The sequence below is a fragment of the Haloferax sp. S2CR25 genome (assembly GCF_031624535.1).
GTDB classification, from domain to species: Archaea; Halobacteriota; Halobacteria; order Halobacteriales; family Haloferacaceae; genus Haloferax; species Haloferax massiliensis.
Map to the genome: position 1 here is coordinate 24,387 of NZ_JAMQOO010000018.1, position 16,049 is coordinate 40,435.

General features: G+C 67.7%; 18 protein-coding genes and 1 tRNA gene. 7 read left to right on the forward strand and 12 right to left on the reverse strand.

Going from position 1 to position 16,049, the window contains the following annotated elements; genetic code table 11:
- Positions 1 to 39: 39 nt before the first annotated feature.
- Positions 40 to 522, reverse strand: a complete 483-nt coding sequence (locus NDI65_RS21370) for a hypothetical protein (RefSeq protein ID WP_089777030.1) — start codon at positions 520 to 522, stop codon at positions 40 to 42.
- 192 nt (positions 523 to 714) lie between these two features.
- On the opposite strand from NDI65_RS21370, the gene NDI65_RS21375 reads away from it, so the two are divergent.
- Complete coding sequence (locus NDI65_RS21375; RefSeq protein WP_089777031.1) at positions 715 to 1,254, forward strand: Lrp/AsnC family transcriptional regulator; 540 nt, start codon at positions 715 to 717, stop codon at positions 1,252 to 1,254.
- Between the two features lie 342 nt (positions 1,255 to 1,596).
- On the opposite strand, the gene NDI65_RS21380 is transcribed toward NDI65_RS21375, so the two are convergent.
- The gene (locus tag NDI65_RS21380; protein ID WP_089777032.1) at positions 1,597 to 1,830 is read right to left on the reverse strand and encodes a hypothetical protein; all 234 of its coding nucleotides are present in this window, start codon (positions 1,828 to 1,830) and stop codon (positions 1,597 to 1,599) included.
- 150 nt (positions 1,831 to 1,980) lie between these two features.
- The gene (locus tag NDI65_RS21385; protein WP_089777033.1) at positions 1,981 to 2,271 is read right to left on the reverse strand and encodes a winged helix-turn-helix domain-containing protein; all 291 of its coding nucleotides are present in this window, start codon (positions 2,269 to 2,271) and stop codon (positions 1,981 to 1,983) included.
- A gap of 506 nt (positions 2,272 to 2,777) precedes the next feature.
- Here NDI65_RS21385 and NDI65_RS21390 point away from each other — a divergent pair.
- The 3 genes from NDI65_RS21390 to NDI65_RS21400 all read left to right on the forward strand — a co-directional run bounded on the left by NDI65_RS21390 (position 2,778) and on the right by NDI65_RS21400 (position 5,215).
- Complete coding sequence (locus tag NDI65_RS21390; protein ID WP_089777034.1) at positions 2,778 to 3,758, forward strand: hypothetical protein; 981 nt, start codon at positions 2,778 to 2,780, stop codon at positions 3,756 to 3,758.
- Between the two features lie 155 nt (positions 3,759 to 3,913).
- Positions 3,914 to 4,678, forward strand: coding sequence for a ferredoxin Fer (gene fer, locus NDI65_RS21395; RefSeq protein ID WP_089777035.1), 765 nt, complete (start codon positions 3,914 to 3,916; stop codon positions 4,676 to 4,678).
- Positions 4,679 to 4,741: 63 nt separating this feature from the next.
- A complete protein-coding gene (locus NDI65_RS21400) occupies positions 4,742 to 5,215 on the forward strand; it encodes a peptidylprolyl isomerase (RefSeq protein WP_089777036.1) in 474 nt (157 codons plus the stop codon).
- 84 nt (positions 5,216 to 5,299) lie between these two features.
- On the opposite strand, the gene NDI65_RS21405 is transcribed toward NDI65_RS21400, so the two are convergent.
- The 4 genes from NDI65_RS21405 to NDI65_RS21420 form a co-directional block, all read right to left on the reverse strand.
- Positions 5,300 to 6,181: an ABC transporter ATP-binding protein gene (locus NDI65_RS21405; RefSeq protein WP_193310920.1), complete on the reverse strand. Its 882-nt coding sequence runs from the start codon at positions 6,179 to 6,181 to the stop codon at positions 5,300 to 5,302.
- On the reverse strand, positions 6,181 to 7,296 hold the full coding sequence (locus tag NDI65_RS21410) for an iron ABC transporter permease (RefSeq protein ID WP_089777037.1): 1,116 nt from the start codon (positions 7,294 to 7,296) through the stop codon (positions 6,181 to 6,183). Before NDI65_RS21410 ends, NDI65_RS21405 begins: the two co-directional genes overlap by 1 nt.
- Positions 7,293 to 8,294 carry an FAD-dependent oxidoreductase gene (locus NDI65_RS21415; protein WP_089777038.1) on the reverse strand — a complete coding sequence of 334 codons (1,002 nt, stop codon included), beginning with the start codon at positions 8,292 to 8,294 and terminating at the stop codon, positions 7,293 to 7,295. The genes NDI65_RS21410 and NDI65_RS21415 overlap by 4 nt, the downstream gene beginning before the upstream one ends.
- A gap of 229 nt (positions 8,295 to 8,523) precedes the next feature.
- On the reverse strand, positions 8,524 to 9,060 hold the full coding sequence (locus NDI65_RS21420; protein ID WP_089777039.1) for a DoxX family membrane protein: 537 nt from the start codon (positions 9,058 to 9,060) through the stop codon (positions 8,524 to 8,526).
- 123 nt (positions 9,061 to 9,183) lie between these two features.
- On the opposite strand from NDI65_RS21420, the gene NDI65_RS21425 reads away from it, so the two are divergent.
- Entirely contained in the window at positions 9,184 to 9,810 is a 627-nt protein-coding gene (locus NDI65_RS21425; protein ID WP_310894338.1) for a GNAT family N-acetyltransferase, read from the forward strand.
- Positions 9,811 to 9,850: 40 nt separating this feature from the next.
- On the opposite strand, the gene NDI65_RS21430 is transcribed toward NDI65_RS21425, so the two are convergent.
- The 3 genes from NDI65_RS21430 to NDI65_RS21440 form a co-directional block, all read right to left on the reverse strand.
- Positions 9,851 to 10,210, reverse strand: coding sequence for a hypothetical protein (locus tag NDI65_RS21430; RefSeq protein WP_004967592.1), 360 nt, complete (start codon positions 10,208 to 10,210; stop codon positions 9,851 to 9,853).
- Positions 10,211 to 10,320: 110 nt separating this feature from the next.
- Positions 10,321 to 10,503, reverse strand: coding sequence for a hypothetical protein (locus tag NDI65_RS21435; RefSeq protein WP_007275386.1), 183 nt, complete (start codon positions 10,501 to 10,503; stop codon positions 10,321 to 10,323).
- Between the two features lie 136 nt (positions 10,504 to 10,639).
- Complete coding sequence (locus tag NDI65_RS21440; RefSeq protein ID WP_089777043.1) at positions 10,640 to 10,837, reverse strand: heavy metal-associated domain-containing protein; 198 nt, start codon at positions 10,835 to 10,837, stop codon at positions 10,640 to 10,642.
- Between the two features lie 131 nt (positions 10,838 to 10,968).
- On the opposite strand from NDI65_RS21440, the gene NDI65_RS21445 reads away from it, so the two are divergent.
- Together NDI65_RS21445 and NDI65_RS21450 are read left to right on the forward strand one after the other, a co-directional pair.
- A complete protein-coding gene (locus NDI65_RS21445) occupies positions 10,969 to 11,568 on the forward strand; it encodes an AsnC family transcriptional regulator (protein ID WP_089777044.1) in 600 nt (199 codons plus the stop codon).
- A 141-nt stretch (positions 11,569 to 11,709) separates the two neighbouring features.
- Positions 11,710 to 14,295: a heavy metal translocating P-type ATPase gene (locus NDI65_RS21450; RefSeq protein WP_089777045.1), complete on the forward strand. Its 2,586-nt coding sequence runs from the start codon at positions 11,710 to 11,712 to the stop codon at positions 14,293 to 14,295.
- A 140-nt stretch (positions 14,296 to 14,435) separates the two neighbouring features.
- On the opposite strand, the gene NDI65_RS21455 is transcribed toward NDI65_RS21450, so the two are convergent.
- Both NDI65_RS21455 and NDI65_RS21460 read right to left on the reverse strand, forming a co-directional pair.
- Positions 14,436 to 15,290, reverse strand: coding sequence for a hypothetical protein (locus NDI65_RS21455; RefSeq protein ID WP_089777046.1), 855 nt, complete (start codon positions 15,288 to 15,290; stop codon positions 14,436 to 14,438).
- Between the two features lie 476 nt (positions 15,291 to 15,766).
- Positions 15,767 to 15,843 (reverse strand) — tRNA-Cys (locus tag NDI65_RS21460).
- Between the last annotated feature and the right edge of the window lie 206 nt (positions 15,844 to 16,049).

Consider the following 16,049-nt stretch of genomic DNA (forward strand, 5'->3'; position numbering starts at 1 on the left):
CGGTCGGGGACGAGACGGAATCAGCGACCCCGCGGGCAGTTACTGGGGGAGAAACAGGCCGGGTTCGGTGTGTCGGAACGAACAGCGGCGACTGTTTCCGAGGTCGCTCACCGTCGTCCGAATCTCGGATTCGGTCCGGAGCGTTTCGACGAACGACGAGTCGGTGTCGGCGTCGTAAAACACGGGATAGAGGACCGCTTCCATCGTTTCCTCGGATTTCACGACGACGACGAAGATTCGGACGTTGGTGTCGCGGGCGCGGTAGACCTCGAACTGTTCGAACGCCGCATCAGGGCCAGAAACTGTCGATTCGAGGGCTTCGAGTTCTGAATCCGGAACGAGAAGCCGGAATCCGGAGTCGGCGGCCGCCGCCGCGTCCGTCGTGGAAACGTCTCCCGGGTGAAGGACGAGCGTCTCCCAGCCGGAATCTTCGAGTTCCGCCGAGACCTCGTCGATTTCAGTGAGGATGTCGGCCCAATCTGCGAGGGCCTTGTTCGTTCGATTGATTTTTCCGCGAACCATGTCGTCACCCTCCGTGAACGCGGAGTAAAAGTGTTTGGGGGCCTGAACGCGCGTTCCACCGACGGCCTGCGATTTCGGTCGTCCGCCGCCTTGGCGCGAGTAAACGATTCGTTCACATACTGTATCCAATTCGGAGATTTCGAGGAAACATTCATATATATGAAGCTAAGCGGTATAACCGTGAGACTAGCAATGCCCGATTCGCAGGAGTGGATGGAGGACCCGCGCGTTGTCGAGCTTCTCGAAGACCGGATGGACAAAAAGGACGTCCGCATCTTCCGCGAGTTGAACAAAGACGGGCGTATCTCGGACACGGAGTTGGCCGACCGCGTCGGGCTCTCTCGGACGGCCGCGCGGCGGCGACGGAAGATGCTCCAAGAGGACGGCATTCTCGAAATCTTCGCGCTGTTGGTCTTTCGGGCGGCCAACTATCCCTACGCCGAGGTCCATATCTCCTACGACAGCCACTCCACGAACGACGAGATAACGGCGTTCATCGAGCGGCTCCTCGACGAGGGGTTGGTGTACGAAGTCGCCGAGTGCATCGGCGAGTACGACCTGCTGATTCGCGTCTGGCAGTCCTCCCTGAGTAGCATCAACAGCTACGTCCGCGAACTCCTCCAAGACAGCGACGTGGTCGACACCTACACCATCGTCCCCATCACCGACTCCTACAAGATGTTCCACCGGACGTTCTACAGGCCGGGCGAAGACGCCGACGACGCGTCGTGACCGAGTCGCGGGTCGCCGCGAGCGAGAATTGGGTGTAATCCGAACGGAGTTCGGCCGGAGTTCGGTCGGTGTTGTCCCGAAGTTCGGAAAAGCGCTATTTCACCGTTAGCTCATTCGAAGACGGGGAACAGAACTCCCCTCTCTGTGACGGACCCTGTCGGCGGCGCGCCGCGTCCACCGAGCACCGCCCCTCGGTCGCTCGGTCGGTCGTCGGCCGCCGCGTTCCCCGTCTCCCCGTCGGCCCGGACTTGCACACCGCCTCGGACCCGGTTGCCCTGCCACTTCGGGCCGGAACCCCACCAACATTCTTTTGCGACGCCGTCAGTCGAGCGCCTTCGCAACTCAGTCGGCGGGTTCGACGTACCACGAGGTGCTGCGGGCGTACCCCCACCGCGAGATGTGGAGCGCCTCGGCCTCGCGCTGGAGCAACTCGACGAGCGACCCGATTTCCTTCGAAGACAGTCCGACCTCGTCGGTGATGTGTCTGCTCTTGAAGTAGAACGCGCCCTCCGAGGCGCGCGTCGAGAGGTACTGTTCGAGTCGGTCCCGCTTGGAGGGTGCACTATCGGAACTCATGGCTCGGGGTGCGGGCCGCGAGGTGAAATTCGATTTCCGAACTTACGGCCAATTCGGGGCCAGATGAGGCACAACTCTCACCGAGTTCGCGCCGCGGGCGGGAAAGGAGTTCGAGGCGAAGCGAGGCCGGAGACACCGCGCGGCGTCGCCTCAGTCGCCGTCGTCGAACGCGGTTCGCTCTGCGATGTCGTCTAAGAGGTCGAGGTTGTCGTCCATCTTGGGCGTCAGGAAGAACAGTTTGCCGTACTCCTCACCGCTCGTGGTGAGGACGCCGTTGTCCGTGAGCATCTCCAGGTGGTGCTGGACGGTCTTGTAGTTCAGATCGAGTTCGTTCGAGAGCTGATTCGTGTTCAGCGGCCGCTCGTGCAGTGCGCGAATGATTCTGAGGCGGTTTTTCCCGCCGCGGGTCCCGCCGACGAGCCACCACAACAGCCGCCGCATCTGGGTTCCGGGGCCGCCGTGTCGGTGTTCGTGACGTGCATCTGTCGCCGTCTGCCGCAGCGCCTGCTTGCCCCCGCTGTAGTTCGTCATGGTCGCTCGACCGCCTCGGTCGTCTTCCGGTCGGCCGCGAGCGTGTTCGTCCCACAGTCCGTGAGTTGCATCGTCTACCTAATCTAGTCGCGTTCCCGCGGATAACGATTCGCCGAACTCGACGCAGAGTTGCCCCCGAGAGGGGCACAAATTAGACCCAAATTCGAACCGAAAACGAGCGACTCGGGCGCGTTAGCGCGGGCAGACGGCTGAGAGAGGTCGCGTCGCGGGCGGCCTCTCGAAACAGGGCGCGCCGGGTCGCGGTGCGGAACCGGACGCCGCGGCGAACGGCCCGAACCGTTCCCGACCGACCGCTCGAACCGACACGTTTTAGGTTAGCCTAAACAATGTGTCGAGCGAGCGACGAACGGACCGCGGCGTCGGCGACGGCCCGCGAACCGACGCACTGACACATCATGGTCGGCACGACACTCACCCAGATTCGGACCCACATCGAATCGCTTGCGAGCGACGACGGGAGCTACGAACTCGTCTGCGGACGGACCGGCGAACGCCCCGTTCCGGTGGACGGCCTCCGGTTCGAGGACCGCACGACCGCGGAGGCCGCCGCGCGCGCGGCGAGGAGATATCGCTCCGCCCTCCGGCGGTACGACCCGAACGTCCCGTACTACGACCTCATCGTCTCGGAGCACGAGGAGCGTCCGGGGTTCGGCGGCGCGAGCGCGAGTGCGAACACGGGCGCGACCGCAGAGGGGTGGGCGACCGCCGGGGCGACGCCCGGACTCCCGAAACCCCCCCGCGACCTCGGACCCGACGCGGACGGCCGCGCGGAGTGCGCCGACGGCGGCGACCGCGCCGAGCGGGTCGAGTTCTGTCACCGGGTCGCGGCGGCGGTGTTCGAGGCGCTCGTGGACGCCGGCCACCGGGCGGTCGAGACCGCGGTGATGGACGCGTACTTCGACCTCGCGGAGACGATGGCCAGCGCGGACGACCTCTGTCTGCGCCTGTTGGAGAGCATGGCGACCGCGCTCCACGTCCATCTCGGGTCGGCCGAGCAGGCTGACGTGCTCGAACGCGCCGCCTCGTACCTCGCGTCGCGGCCCGGCTCCACGGGGGCACTGGCGGCGACGCTGGCGGAGATGGAACGGCTCGACCTCGTGGAATCGTACACCTGTTCGCCGTGGCGACCCGGCCCGGACGCGACGACGAGGGCCACGGAACTGACCCTCGAAGGCTACGCCCTCTCGGCGCGCGAGGGCCGGCTCCCGGTGCTGCCGGTCGTCGTCGAACTCTACCGCCGGGCGTCGTCGTGGAAGCCCGTCTCCCTGCACGTCACGCCGACCGAGGGGGGCTGGCACGCGACGCTTTCGGTCTCCGCGACGTCGAACGCGGTCGGACTGGCGAGCGTCCCCATCCACGAGCGCACCGCCGACTGACTCGCGTTCGTCCCGCGCTCGCGCCGAGGCGACCGGCACTGCCGCGGCTCGCGGCCGCGGTCGGCCGAGTGGTCGCACCGCGGTTCGAGGAGTAAACCACGACGAGACGGCCGGTGGCCGTGGATTTATGCTCGCGAGTTCCTACTAGCCCCGATGTGGACTCCCCGTTCGAGACGCTCGACATCGACCCGGACGCAGACGAGGACGAACTCGTCGACGCGTACCGTCGACGGGTGAAGTCGGCCCACCCGGACCACGGCGGGTCGGCGGAGGAATTTCAGGCGGTTCGGACGGCCTACGAGGCGATTCGGGGCGGCTACGAGCCCGGCGACGAACTCGAACCCGTTGAGACGGACGGCCGACGCCCGACCGACGAGGGTGCGGCCCGAAACGGACGGCACGACGCCGGTGCCGCCCGGAACGGCCACGCCGAAAACGGGACCGGCGGCGAGGGCGCTGGCGTCGACGCCGACTCGGAGCCCGAACCCGACCGGCGTGGAGCGCGGGTCGAGTTCCTCGATTACGACGTGCTCACCGACCGCGGCTGGTCGCTCACCGACGACGACCTGTTCGAGAAGGCCGCCGAGAGCGGCCTCGACGGCGACGCCTACGGCGAGGTGTTCGTCGAGCCGCGGACCAACCTCCTGAAAGCGGCCGAGGACGCCGGCCACAGTTGGCCCTTCGCCTGCCGCGGCGGGGCCTGTGCGAACTGCGCGGTGGCGGTCGTCGACGGCGAGGTGAAGATGCCCTCGAACCACATCCTCTCCGAGGAGATGCTGGAGCAGGGCGTCCGGCTGTCGTGTATCAGCCTCCCAGTGACGGACGACCTCCGGGTCGTCTACAACATCGAACACCTCCCCGGACTCGACGAGCTCCGACTCCCCCCGCAGCACGCCCGGAAGATGAGTCCGGGGGACTGACGCGAACCCCCGGTGGGATGCCTCGATGACGACTTTTATGCGCGTCCTCCGCCGACCCCCGCTATGGCAATCGAGTCGGGAGACCGCGTCGCGCTCGCGTACGTCGGACGCTTCGAAGACGGGACCGTCTTCAACACCTCGCGGTACGAGGTGGCGGTCGAACACGGCCTGTTCGAGGCCCAGGAGAAGGACCGCGACGACTACGCCCCCCAGACGTTCGTCGTCGGCGCGGGGCAGATTATTCCGGGGCTCGACGAGGCCGTCGTCGGGATGTCGGCCGGCGAGGAGGCGACCGTGACCGTCCCGCCGGAAGACGCCTACGGCGAGTTCGACCCCGACCGAATCCGAACCTACGACCCCGAGACGTTCGAGGGGATGGTCGGCGACGAGCCCGAGGTCGGCCTCCACGTCCACGCGGAAAACGGGCTACACGGCGACGTTACCGCCGTCCGCGACGACGCGGTCGAAGTCGACTTCAACCACGAACTCGCGGGGAAGACGCTCGTCTTCGACATCGAAATCCTCGCCGTCCAGTAGGGGTTCGGGACCGGGCCGGGTCGGAGCCGTCTCGACCCGTCCGTCGGGCGGGGTCGCGTCCGGACGAGAAAGAGCGTCGACCCGCTACAGCGAGTGCTTCGGGACGATTTCGGGGTCGGGCGTGTAGTTGACCGCGGCCTCGACGCGGAACACGTCGGCGAGGAGCTCCTCGGTGACGACCTCTCGCGGCGGGCCCCAGTCGTACAGTTCGCCGTCCTGCATGGCGACGAGGTAGTCGGCGAAGCGCGCGGCCTGCGCGATGTCGTGGAGGACGACCGCGACCGTCACGCCGCGTTCCTCGTTGAGTTGGCGGACCGTCTCCAGCACGCGGAGCTGGTGGTGCAAGTCGAGGTACGTCGTCGGCTCGTCGAGGAGGAGGACGTCGGTGTCCTGTGCGAGCACCATCGCGATCCACGCGAGCTGGCTCTGTCCGCCCGAGAGGTTACCGATCTGCTTGTCGCGGATGTGCTCGACGCCCGCGAGGTCGATGGCGCGCTCGACCGCCTCGTGGTCGTCGTCGCTGACCTGCTCGAAGAAGCTCCGGTGGGGGTACCGGCCGTGGTAGACGAGGTCCTCGACGGTGAGCGACGTGGGCGAGTCGTGCTGCTGGGAGAGCATCCCCAACTCGCGGGCGAACGCCTTGTCGTCGTACTCGCTGATGGACTTCCCGTCGAGGTAGACGCTCCCGCTGTCGGGGGTGAGCTGTTTGGCGAGCGACTTCAGGAGCGTGCTCTTGCCGGAGCCGTTCGGCCCGACGAGCGCCGTGATTTCGCCGCGCGGGATGTCGATGCGGTCGCACTCGACGACCGGGCCCTCGCTCGTCGGGTACGAGAGTTCGAGCGCGTCGCCGGTGACCGCGCTCTCGCGGTCGGTCTCACCTTCGACGCTCGCGTTTCCGCTGTCGTCAGCGGCCGTTTCGCCGTGTTGTGCCATCTGTTGGGGGTTCTCTGATTGCTGGTTCGACATCACACTTCACCGATGTTCTGCTGTTTGCGCATGAGATAGAGGAAGTACGGCCCGCCGACGAGGCCCGTGACGACTCCGACCGGGAGCTGAACCGGATTGAGCGCGAGGCGCGCGCCCACGTCGGCGGCGACCATCAGCGCCGGGCCGGCGAACAGACAGCCGACGACGAGGCGCTTGTAATCGCTTCCGACCACGTTCCGGACGAGGTGCGGGACGACGAGGCCGACGAAGCCGACGATGCCGGCGACGGCGATGCTCGCCGCGGCCGCGAGGACCGCGACGCCCGAGAGGGCGAACCGCACCTTCTCGATGGACATCCCGAGCGAGCGGGCGGTCTGCTCGCCGAGGAGCAGGACGTTGAGCTGCCGAGAGCTCGCGAGCGCGAGGGTGACGGCGATAATCGACCACGGGAGGGCCATGCGGACCTGCTCCCAGTCGGTTCCGGTGAGGGAGCCGGTCGTCCACGCGATGGCCGACTGGACGACGCCGATGTCGTCGACGAAGAAGAACAGCCCCGTCTGGAGGCTCTGGAAGACGGTGCCGACGATGACGCCCGCGAGGACGAGTCTGACCGGCGACGTGCCGTTCTTCCACGCGATGAGGTAGACGAGGACGAACGCGAACATCCCGCCGAGCGCCGCCAGAAGCGGGAGGTACGCCGCGAGCCCCGAGAAGACGACGAGCGTGAGGAGGATGAGCAGTCCCGCCCCCGACGAGACGCCGAGGATGAAGGGACTGGCCAGTTCGTTCCGGGTGACCGCCTGAAAGATAGCGCCGGAAATCGCGAGGTTCGCGCCGACGAGGACGGCGACGAACACCCGCGGCAGTCGGATGTTCCAGACGATGAGCGTCCGGCGACCGAGGTCGGGGAGTTCGCCCCCGAGGAGGAACACCTGCCAGACTTGCGGGTCGAAGATGACCGCGGGGTCGAAGACGGCGCGCCACGCCTCGCCGATGGTCATCGAGAACGCGCCGAAACTGACCTGCACGAGGCCGCCGGCCACGACGACGACGAGGCTGGCGAGACAAAGCGACAGGAGCGAGCCGTCGATCCAGCCGAACAGCCGGGTCAGCGCCGACTCGGACGAGCGCTCTGTCGGCGTCGTCCCGCTCACTGCTCGACACCTCCGAGTTCGCGCCCGTCGAGGTAGTCAGCGAGCGCCTCGTCGGGAAGCGCGTCGAGGACGCGTTCGGTGCCGATTGTCTCGACGAGTCGCCGGATACCGCGGGACTCCGCGGCCTCGACTTCGCGGTCGGTCCGACGGGTGTCGAACGCCCGGTCGATGTAGGACTCGCGGAGTTCCGCGAGGCGCTCGTCGTCGAGGTCGGCGTCGTCCGGCACCTCGCCGTCGAACCACTCGCGCCAGCGGTCGCGGTCGCCCCACTCGCCTTGGAACTCGGTGTCGGCGCGGAGCCAGTCGTAGTGGCGCGCGAGGTCGCCGGGGAAGCCCCGCTCGCGCCGGCGGTCCTCGATGAGACACCGGGCGACGTGACCGCCCTGTCCGGCGGCGATGCCGACCTGCGCGTTCCGAGCGCCCGAGGGCGCGGCGACGTACAGTCCCTCGACGGGGGTCCGCCCGTCGTCGTCGGCGTAGTCGGAATCGAAGTGCTCGTGGACCTCGCCGTGGTGGTCGTGTTCCTCGAACATCGCGTCGTCGTCGTCGAGGCCGCGGAGGTAGTCGCCGTCGTACCACGCGGCGGCGACGACGTGGTCGGCCTCGACCCGGCGACCCTCCTGCGTGCGGACGACGAAGCGGGGGGCGTCGGCGTCGTCCGCGTCCGACTCGGCCTCGCTCGCGTCCGTGACCTCACTCTCGTCGCCCGGTCGCTCGACCGAGACGACCATGTCCGCGACGTAGTCAGCGCCGACCTCGGCGAGGTGTTCGTGCACGAGCGCGGTGAAGGTGTCCACGCCGATTCCGGCGGGGAAGCCGAGGTAGTTTTCGAGGTAGGCACACCGACGCAAGGCCGCGTTGCCCCGGTCGAAAACGACGGTGTCGAGGCCGTACCGCGCGGTGAAGACGGCCGCGGCGCATCCGGAGGGACCCCCGCCGACGACGACCACGTCCGCCGAGTCGAGGTCGGAGTCGGAGTCGGTGCCTCGGGCGGTCACGGCTCAGACCGCCCCCGTGAGAACAGCCCGTCGAAACGCGTGGTCGAAGTCGACTCCGTCTTCGTTCATACGTTTTAGGCGTCCCTAATACAATAAACCACTTTCGGATTTTAGGGACTCCTAAACGTGCCGGCACGCTTCGAAATACCCCGGAGGAAGGCTCACGAACGCGAATATTCGACGATACCGGCCGAGAGAAACGGCGGCGAACGCGGCCGGGGCGTCCCCCTCAACCGAGGAGGTACTTGAGCGCGGGCCGACGGCGGACGAACTCCATCTCTTCGAGGTACGCGTCGAGGCCGAGGATGCGGCCCGCCGCGAGCGCGCCGACGACGAGGAACATCACGAGCCCCAGCAGGTCGCCGTTGACCAGCCCGTGACCCCACTCGGCGTTGCCGAGGTAGAAGAACGTCATGAGGAACGTCCCCCCGGCGGCGGCGAGGCGGACCGCGGCCCCGGTGACGAGCGCGAACCCGATGAGCGTCTCGCCCAGCGGGACCATGAAGTTCGTGAATTCGAGCATCACCGGCGTCTGGCCGACCCACGCGAGGAACGCGTGGACCGGACCGGGTGCGCCGGTGGTGCCGTTGACGAGCCAGCCGCCCGCGTTAAACGGCTCGGCGGCGAGGTACTTCGTCACCCCCGCGTGGAGGAACCAGTACCCCGTGACGAGCCGGGCGAACACGAGCACGTAGCCGGTGACGCCCTCGGCGTAGTCGAACTCCATCCGGTTCCCCAGCATCTCGATTTCGCCGGTTGCGGCCATCGTCTGTCACCTCACATGTGAAGCGTGGGCCGCCGGGAAGGTATAAACCCGGACCGATTTTCGAGTCCTCGGAATCTGGGAATCGGCGACCGCCCTCAAGGGTCGTGGCCACGCGTTCTCGGTATGGCAGAAGCGGACAGTTCAGCCGGTGCCGACGGCACGAGCGGTGCCGACGGCGTCTGGGACGCGAGTCGCTGCGCCGGGACGCCGCACTGTCCCCCGCGGTGCCCGCGGTTCGTCAGCGAGGACGGCCGGGCGCTCGTCGTCCGCCTGTACGACGAAGCCGACCGGGACGCCCTCGGAGAGATGTACCGCGACTACGACCCCGACGCTCGGTCGATGGGACTGCCGCCGGCGGACGAGGCGCACATCGCCGCGTGGCTCTCGACGCTCGTCGAGCGCGGCCGCAACTTCGTCGCCGTCGCCGACGCGGGAATCGTCGGCCACGCCGCGTACGTCGCGAGCGACGACCCGGAGCCGGAGCTTGCGGTGTTCGTCCATCAGGACAGCCACGACCGCGGCATCGGAACCGAGCTCTGTCGTCACGCGCTCGCCGACGCCGCGGACGCCGACCGCGAGGCGCTCGTGCTCCACGTCGCCCCCGAGAATCAGCGGGCCGTCCACGTCTACCGCGAACTCGGGTTCGAAGCGGTCCCCGCACCGAGCGCGGACACGAAGATGCGTCTCGACTTCGGGTCGCCGGTCCCGCCGGCCGCGCGGCCGGCGACCGACACCGGCGGCGGTGACTGACCACGCGCCAGCGGCGCGACTAACCGGACGCCGCCGAGCCTCACTCGGGCGTGATGACGACCCCGTCGTCGTCGGCGTGGTCCATCGACACCTCGTGTCGCGTGTGGCGGGCGTGCGCGCGGGCCCACCGGCGGGCGCTGGCCTCGGAGAGGAACTGCTCGCCGTCGGGACACCGCCGACAGCTGACGACCCACGGCGAGACGTCGTCCGGGAAGTGACCGGTGTGGCGGCGATGGTCGAGCGCGAACTGCTCGACCGACTGGTTCCCCAGCTGTAGCTCGTCCAGTTCGTACGAGAGGTCCCACTCCTCGCCGCAACGCGAACACGAGACGGTGGGCGTGTCGTCTATCGGGGCGGTGGGGGAGTGCGTGCGAAAGTCGTCGTCGCTCGGTGGAGACACAGACGGGGTTGGAACCGCGGCCTCTTGTAACCGCCTACAGCCGAAGTGAAAGACAGGCGGATGACAGTTCGCCGCGGGACCGGCACAACTCCGACTCGCCGCCCGCCGGTTCACTCCGCGCTCGACTCCCAGTCCCTGACCAGCGCGACGGCGAAAATCGTCAGCAGGGCGGCGATTCCGGCGTTTCGAGCGAAGTCCCCGGTGTCGCCGGCGGCGAGTCGAACGACGCCGAGCGCGAGGAGGAGCCCGATGGCGAGCGCGAACAGGACGGTCGCCCACGACCGCGCGTGCATGGTCGAGCGTAGCGGGTCGCCGGCTAAAACCGTTCAGGTCGGCGCGTCGAACCGACTTGTCGGTCGCGCCGTCCGATTCTTCGAGTCTTCATCGTTCGAGCCCGCTCGCGGGGTCCGGCCCGTCGTCGCCTCGGGTTCAGGCGCTCGCGTCGTAGCCCGCGTCTTCGACGGCCGCGACGAGGGCGTCGGCGTCGGCGTCGCCTTCGACGGTCGCGCGCTCCGCCTCGCGGTCGGCGGTCGCGTCCTCGACGCCGTCGACGCCGGCGAGGGCGTCGGCGACGCGCTGTTCGCAGTGTTCGCAGGTCATCCCGGTGACGGTGAGGGTTGTCGGCATACGGTTCGAGATAGGGGCTTCTCGATTTAGTGGATTTCCCTTTCGTCGGTTCGCCGAACCACCGGTGTCGGCTTTCGAATCCAAAGCCGAACGCGGGGAACACCTATGACATCGCAGTGCTAAACGTGACCATGCGCGCGCTCGACGAAACCGACCTCCACATCCTCGAACTCCTCGCCGAAGACGCCCGCCGACCGTTCAGCGACATCTCCGCCGAAGTCGGACTCTCCGCGCCGGCGGTCTCCGACCGCATCGACCGCCTCAGCGAGGAGGGCATCATCCGCCGCTTCACCGTCGACCTCGACCAGTCGACGCTCTCGGGCGGGACGCCCGTCCTCGTCAGGCTCACCGTCCGCCCGGAGTTCGTCGACGAGGTCCGCGACGCCCTCCGCGCGGCCGACCCGGTCCAACACCTGTTCGTCGCGGCCGACGGGGAAGTGACCGCCCACGCCCGACTCGACGGAGGGTCCGTCCGCGCCCAGTTGGACGAGCTCGTCGACCTCTCGCGGGTCCGCGACTACGAGGTGAGCCTCGTGGAGTCCGCCGAGTGGACGCCGACGGTCAACGGGACCGGCTTCGCCCTCGAATGCGCCGAGTGCGGCAACACGGTGACGAGCGAGGGCGAGAGCGCCCGCATCGGCGGGTCGCTCTACCACTTCTGCTGTTCGTCCTGTCTCGGCCGGTTCGAAGACCGATACGACCGCCTCGAAGCCGGCGCGAACGACGACTGAGCGGGCGGGCGACGGTCGGGCGGTGCTGGCGGCGACCGAGCGTCGAACCCGCCGGTTTCGAATCTAAAGTTCCGCCCCTCTCGGACGTTCGGTTCTGAAGGGGCAACCGAGGTAAGCAAGGGGCACGTACGTCTAGGTGAGATGAGTAGCCGAACGGCCCATTTAGACATCCGCGGAATGAGTTGCGCGAACTGCTCGCGCACCGTCGGCGAGGCGTTGGAGGCGCTCGACGGCGTGACGAGCGCCAGCGTCAACTTCGCCACCGACGAGGGGTCGGTGGAGTACGACCCCGAGGAGGTATCGCTCGGCGAAATATACGACGCCATCGAGGACGCCGGCTACGAGGCGCTCTCGGAGACCCGAACCATCGGCATCACCGGGATGAGCTGTGCGAACTGCGCCGACGCGAACCGGAAGTCCTTGGAGTCGGTTCCGGGCGTCGTCGCCGCCGAAGTCAACTTCGCCACCGACGAGGCGCACGTCACCTACAACCCCGCCGACGCGAGCCTCGACGACATGTATCGGGCGGTCGAAGACGCCGGCTACACGCCGATTCGCGAAGACGACGGCGACGACGAGGGAGACGCAGAGGACGCCCGCGACGCCGCCCGCAACGAGGAGATTCGTCGACAGAAGCGCCTGACGCTGTTCGGCGCGGCGCTGTCGCTCCCGCTTTTGGCGATGCTGGCGGTCGAACTGTTCGGCGGCGGCCTCCCCGAGACGATACCCGGCACCGGCGTCCCGGTCGGCTGGGTCGGCTTCGCGTTCGCCACGCCGGTGCAGGTCTTCCTCGGCCGCGAGTTCTACGAGAACTCCTACACGGCGCTCGTCCGGAACCGCACCGCCAACATGGACGTGCTCATCGCCATGGGGTCGTCCACGGCGTACGTCTACTCGATTGCCGTCCTCAGCGGCCTCCTCGCCGGTAGTCTCTACTTCGACACCGCCGCGCTCATCTTGGTGTTCATCACGCTCGGGAACTACCTCGAAGCGCGCTCGAAGGGACAGGCGTCGGAGGCGCTCCGGACCCTCCTCGAACTCGAAGCCGACACCGCGACGCTCGTCGACGACGACGGGACCGAACGCGAGATTCCCCTCGACGAGGTCGAGGTCGGCGACCGCATGAAGGTCCGCCCCGGCGAGAAGATTCCGACCGACGGCGTCGTCGTCGACGGCGACTCCGCGGTCGACGAGTCCATGGTCACCGGCGAGTCCGTCCCCGTCTCGAAGGCCGAAGGCGACGAGGTCGTCGGCTCGACGGTGAACCAAAACGGCGTCCTCGTGGTCGAAGCGACCAAGGTCGGCTCCGAGACGGCCATCCAGCAGATCGTCTCGCTCGTCAAGGAGGCGCAGGGCCGCCAACCCGAGATTCAGAACCTCGCCGACCGCATCTCGGCGTACTTCGTGCCCGCGGTCATCGCCAACGCCCTCCTGTGGGGCGTCGTCTGGTTCCTCTTCCCCGAGGCGCTTTCCGGCTTCATCCGGTCGCTCCCGCTTTGGGGACTCGTCGCGGGCGGTCCGGTCGCCGCGGGCGGCGCGGTCTCGACGTTCGAGTTCGCCGTCGTCGTCTTCGCCTCAGCCGTGCTCATCGCCTGCCCCTGCGCGCTCGGCCTCGCGACCCCGGCCGCGACGATGGTCGGGACGACAATCGGCGCGCAAAACGGCGTCCTGTTCAAGGGCGGCGACGTGCTCGAACGCGTCAAGGACGTCGAGACGGTCGTCTTCGACAAGACCGGCACGCTCACTAAAGGCGAGATGACGCTGACCGACGTGGTCGCCGTCGGCCCCGCCGCCGACGGCTCCGGCGTCGTCACCGCCGACGACGGGACGCTCGACGAGGACGCCGTGCTCCGGTACGCCGCCTCGGCCGAGCGCAACAGCGAGCACCCGCTGGCCCGCGCCATCGTCTCCGGTGCGGAAGACCGCGGCCTCGACCTCGCGGAGCCGGCGGACTTCGAGAACGTTCCCGGCCACGGGATTCGCGCGACCGTCGAGGGAAAGACCGTCCTCGTCGGCAACCGCAAACTCCTCTCTGAGGCGGGCGTCGACCCCGCGCCGGCCGAAGACGCGCTCCGCGACCTCGAAGGCGAGGGCAAGACCGCGATGCTCGTCGCGGTCGACGGCGACCTCGCGGGCGTCGTCGCCGACGCGGACGAAATCAAGGAGTCGGCCGCCGAGGCCGTCGCCGCGCTCCGCGACCGCGACGTGACCGTCCACATGATTACCGGCGACAACGAGCGCACCGCCCGCGCCGTCGCCGAGCAGGTCGGCATCGACCCCGAGAACGTCAGCGCGGGCGTCCTCCCCGAGGACAAGGCCGACGCGGTCGAGTCTCTGCAGGTCGACGGGACGAGCGTCATGATGGTCGGCGACGGCGTCAACGACGCGCCCGCGCTCGCCGCCGCGTACGTCGGCACGGCGCTCGGCTCCGGCACCGACGTGGCCATCGAGGCCGCCGACGTGACGCTCATGCGCGACGACCCGCTCGACGTGGTGAAGGCCATCCGCATCTCCGCGGGGACGCTCGCCAAAATCAAACAGAACCTGTTCTGGGCGCTCGGCTACAACACCGCGATGATTCCGCTCGCGTCGCTCGGCCTCCTCCAGCCGGTGTTCGCCGCGGGCGCGATGGCGCTGTCGTCGGTGTCCGTCCTCACGAACAGCCTCCTGTTTCGGACCTACACGCCGGACCACGACTACCACTTCCTCGACTTCCTGCGGCGGTAGTCGGTCCGCCGCCTTCGCTTTTCTCCTCGCGATTGCGGCGTTCCAGATACGCGGGTCGCTGTTCAGCTATCGCCAACGGAATGGGAGTCGCGTGGCTCGACGCGGGCAGCGCGCGCGAAAAACGGTGACCGACGTGGCGTTCAGTACCGCGACGGGAGGAACGCCATGCCGATGAGGAGGATGACCGTGGTGAACGAGACGATGGTGACACCCCAGAGGCCGTTTTCCGTCTCGTGGAAGTGCTCGATTTCGGACAGCTGGGTCTGATAGCTGTCGTAGTTCTGCGTCAGGACGAGCGTCTCGCCGTCCGGGAAGTACGCGAGGTACTGCTGTCCGGAGAGAGTCAGGTTCGCCTCGTTGTCGACGGTGACGGTGTTCTCCTCGGGGGCGAACCACTCGACGGTCACGCCGGAAGTCTCGACGGCGGCGACGGTGACTGACTGGTTGTTGTAGTCGAAGGAGTCGCCCTCGGCGACGGTGCGCGTCTCGTTTTCCGGGAAGTACTCGTCGACCGAGACGAGCGTCGAGTCGTTGACGACGACGTACCGCTCGCCGTCACGGGTGACGGTCTCGTTGTCGGCGTTCGAGTCGGCCTGGAGAATCGCCGTCTCGTTGTACAGTTCGACCAGCGTCGCCTCGCTGGGCTCGGAGACGTTGGCGATCTCGACACGGTAGTCCGTGCCGTCGAGCGTGACGGTGCTCTCGTTGTCCCACGTCTCCGTGTAACGGGCCGAATCGTTCACGTACGTGAGCTCGCCGGAACGGACCAGCGTGGTGCCGCCACCGTGGCCGCCCGATTCCTCTTCTTCGGTTATCGACGATACCGTGTACGCCTGGTCGCTACCGGGGACGGAGAACTCGTCTCCCTGTGCCAGCGAGTACTCGGGGTTCTCGAAACTGACCGACGGCGTCGATGCAGTCGCGATGAGCGAGTATGCACCGGCACCGATGACCAGGAAGAACACGACGGAGATGACCGCGGCGCGTCGTTGCATGGTTTCGGCATGGGCCACGCGGCGTATAACGATTACTTTTCCTCGGAGCGTGTCACCGCGTCGCGCGACCGCCGGCGACGACTCTCACCCTCAATACGGCGGGACGGGCGGGCGGTCCCGGTCCCGGAGCGTCGAGACGGGTTGAATCTGTCGGCCCAACGGACGTTCCGCGAGTTACTGACCAGTCGCGCGACAGTACCGCATCGTGATGGATGAGTGATGCGCGCGGGCGACCGCGTCACGTGAAGAACGGACCCACGAACGAGCGGCGGCGCTCGGTGACGACCACGGCCGCCGCAGAGATGACTCTCGGGAAGGTGAACGTGCGATCCGTGGAGACTGCGGTTTCGCCCCCCGACGGGTTCGAGCGCGGAAGACCGCGCCGGACGCACTCGAAGCACAGTCGTGCGATAGCGTCGTCACTCGCTGATTCGATTCCGGGACGCGCGCTCACGGGAGCAACATCCGAAACGAAAAGCCAAGGGCCGGATTTGAACCGGCGGGGGTTCCGCTCTGCAGGCGGATGCGTTGGGCCGAACTCTGCCACCTTGGCGCAGTTACTGGTATCCCGGTCTTGTGCTTAAGCCTGACGGTGTGCGACCTGAGTCGGGCGTTTTCGGTGTCTCGACTCGACGCGGTCGCTCTGAGTGTGTGCGTGCGAGCGGACGTCCGCTCGCTGTAAATGAAAAAAGCCCACTGGACCGAAGTCCAGCGGGCTCTGTATGAGTGGGGGCGGCGAACTGGATTTCCCAGAGGATC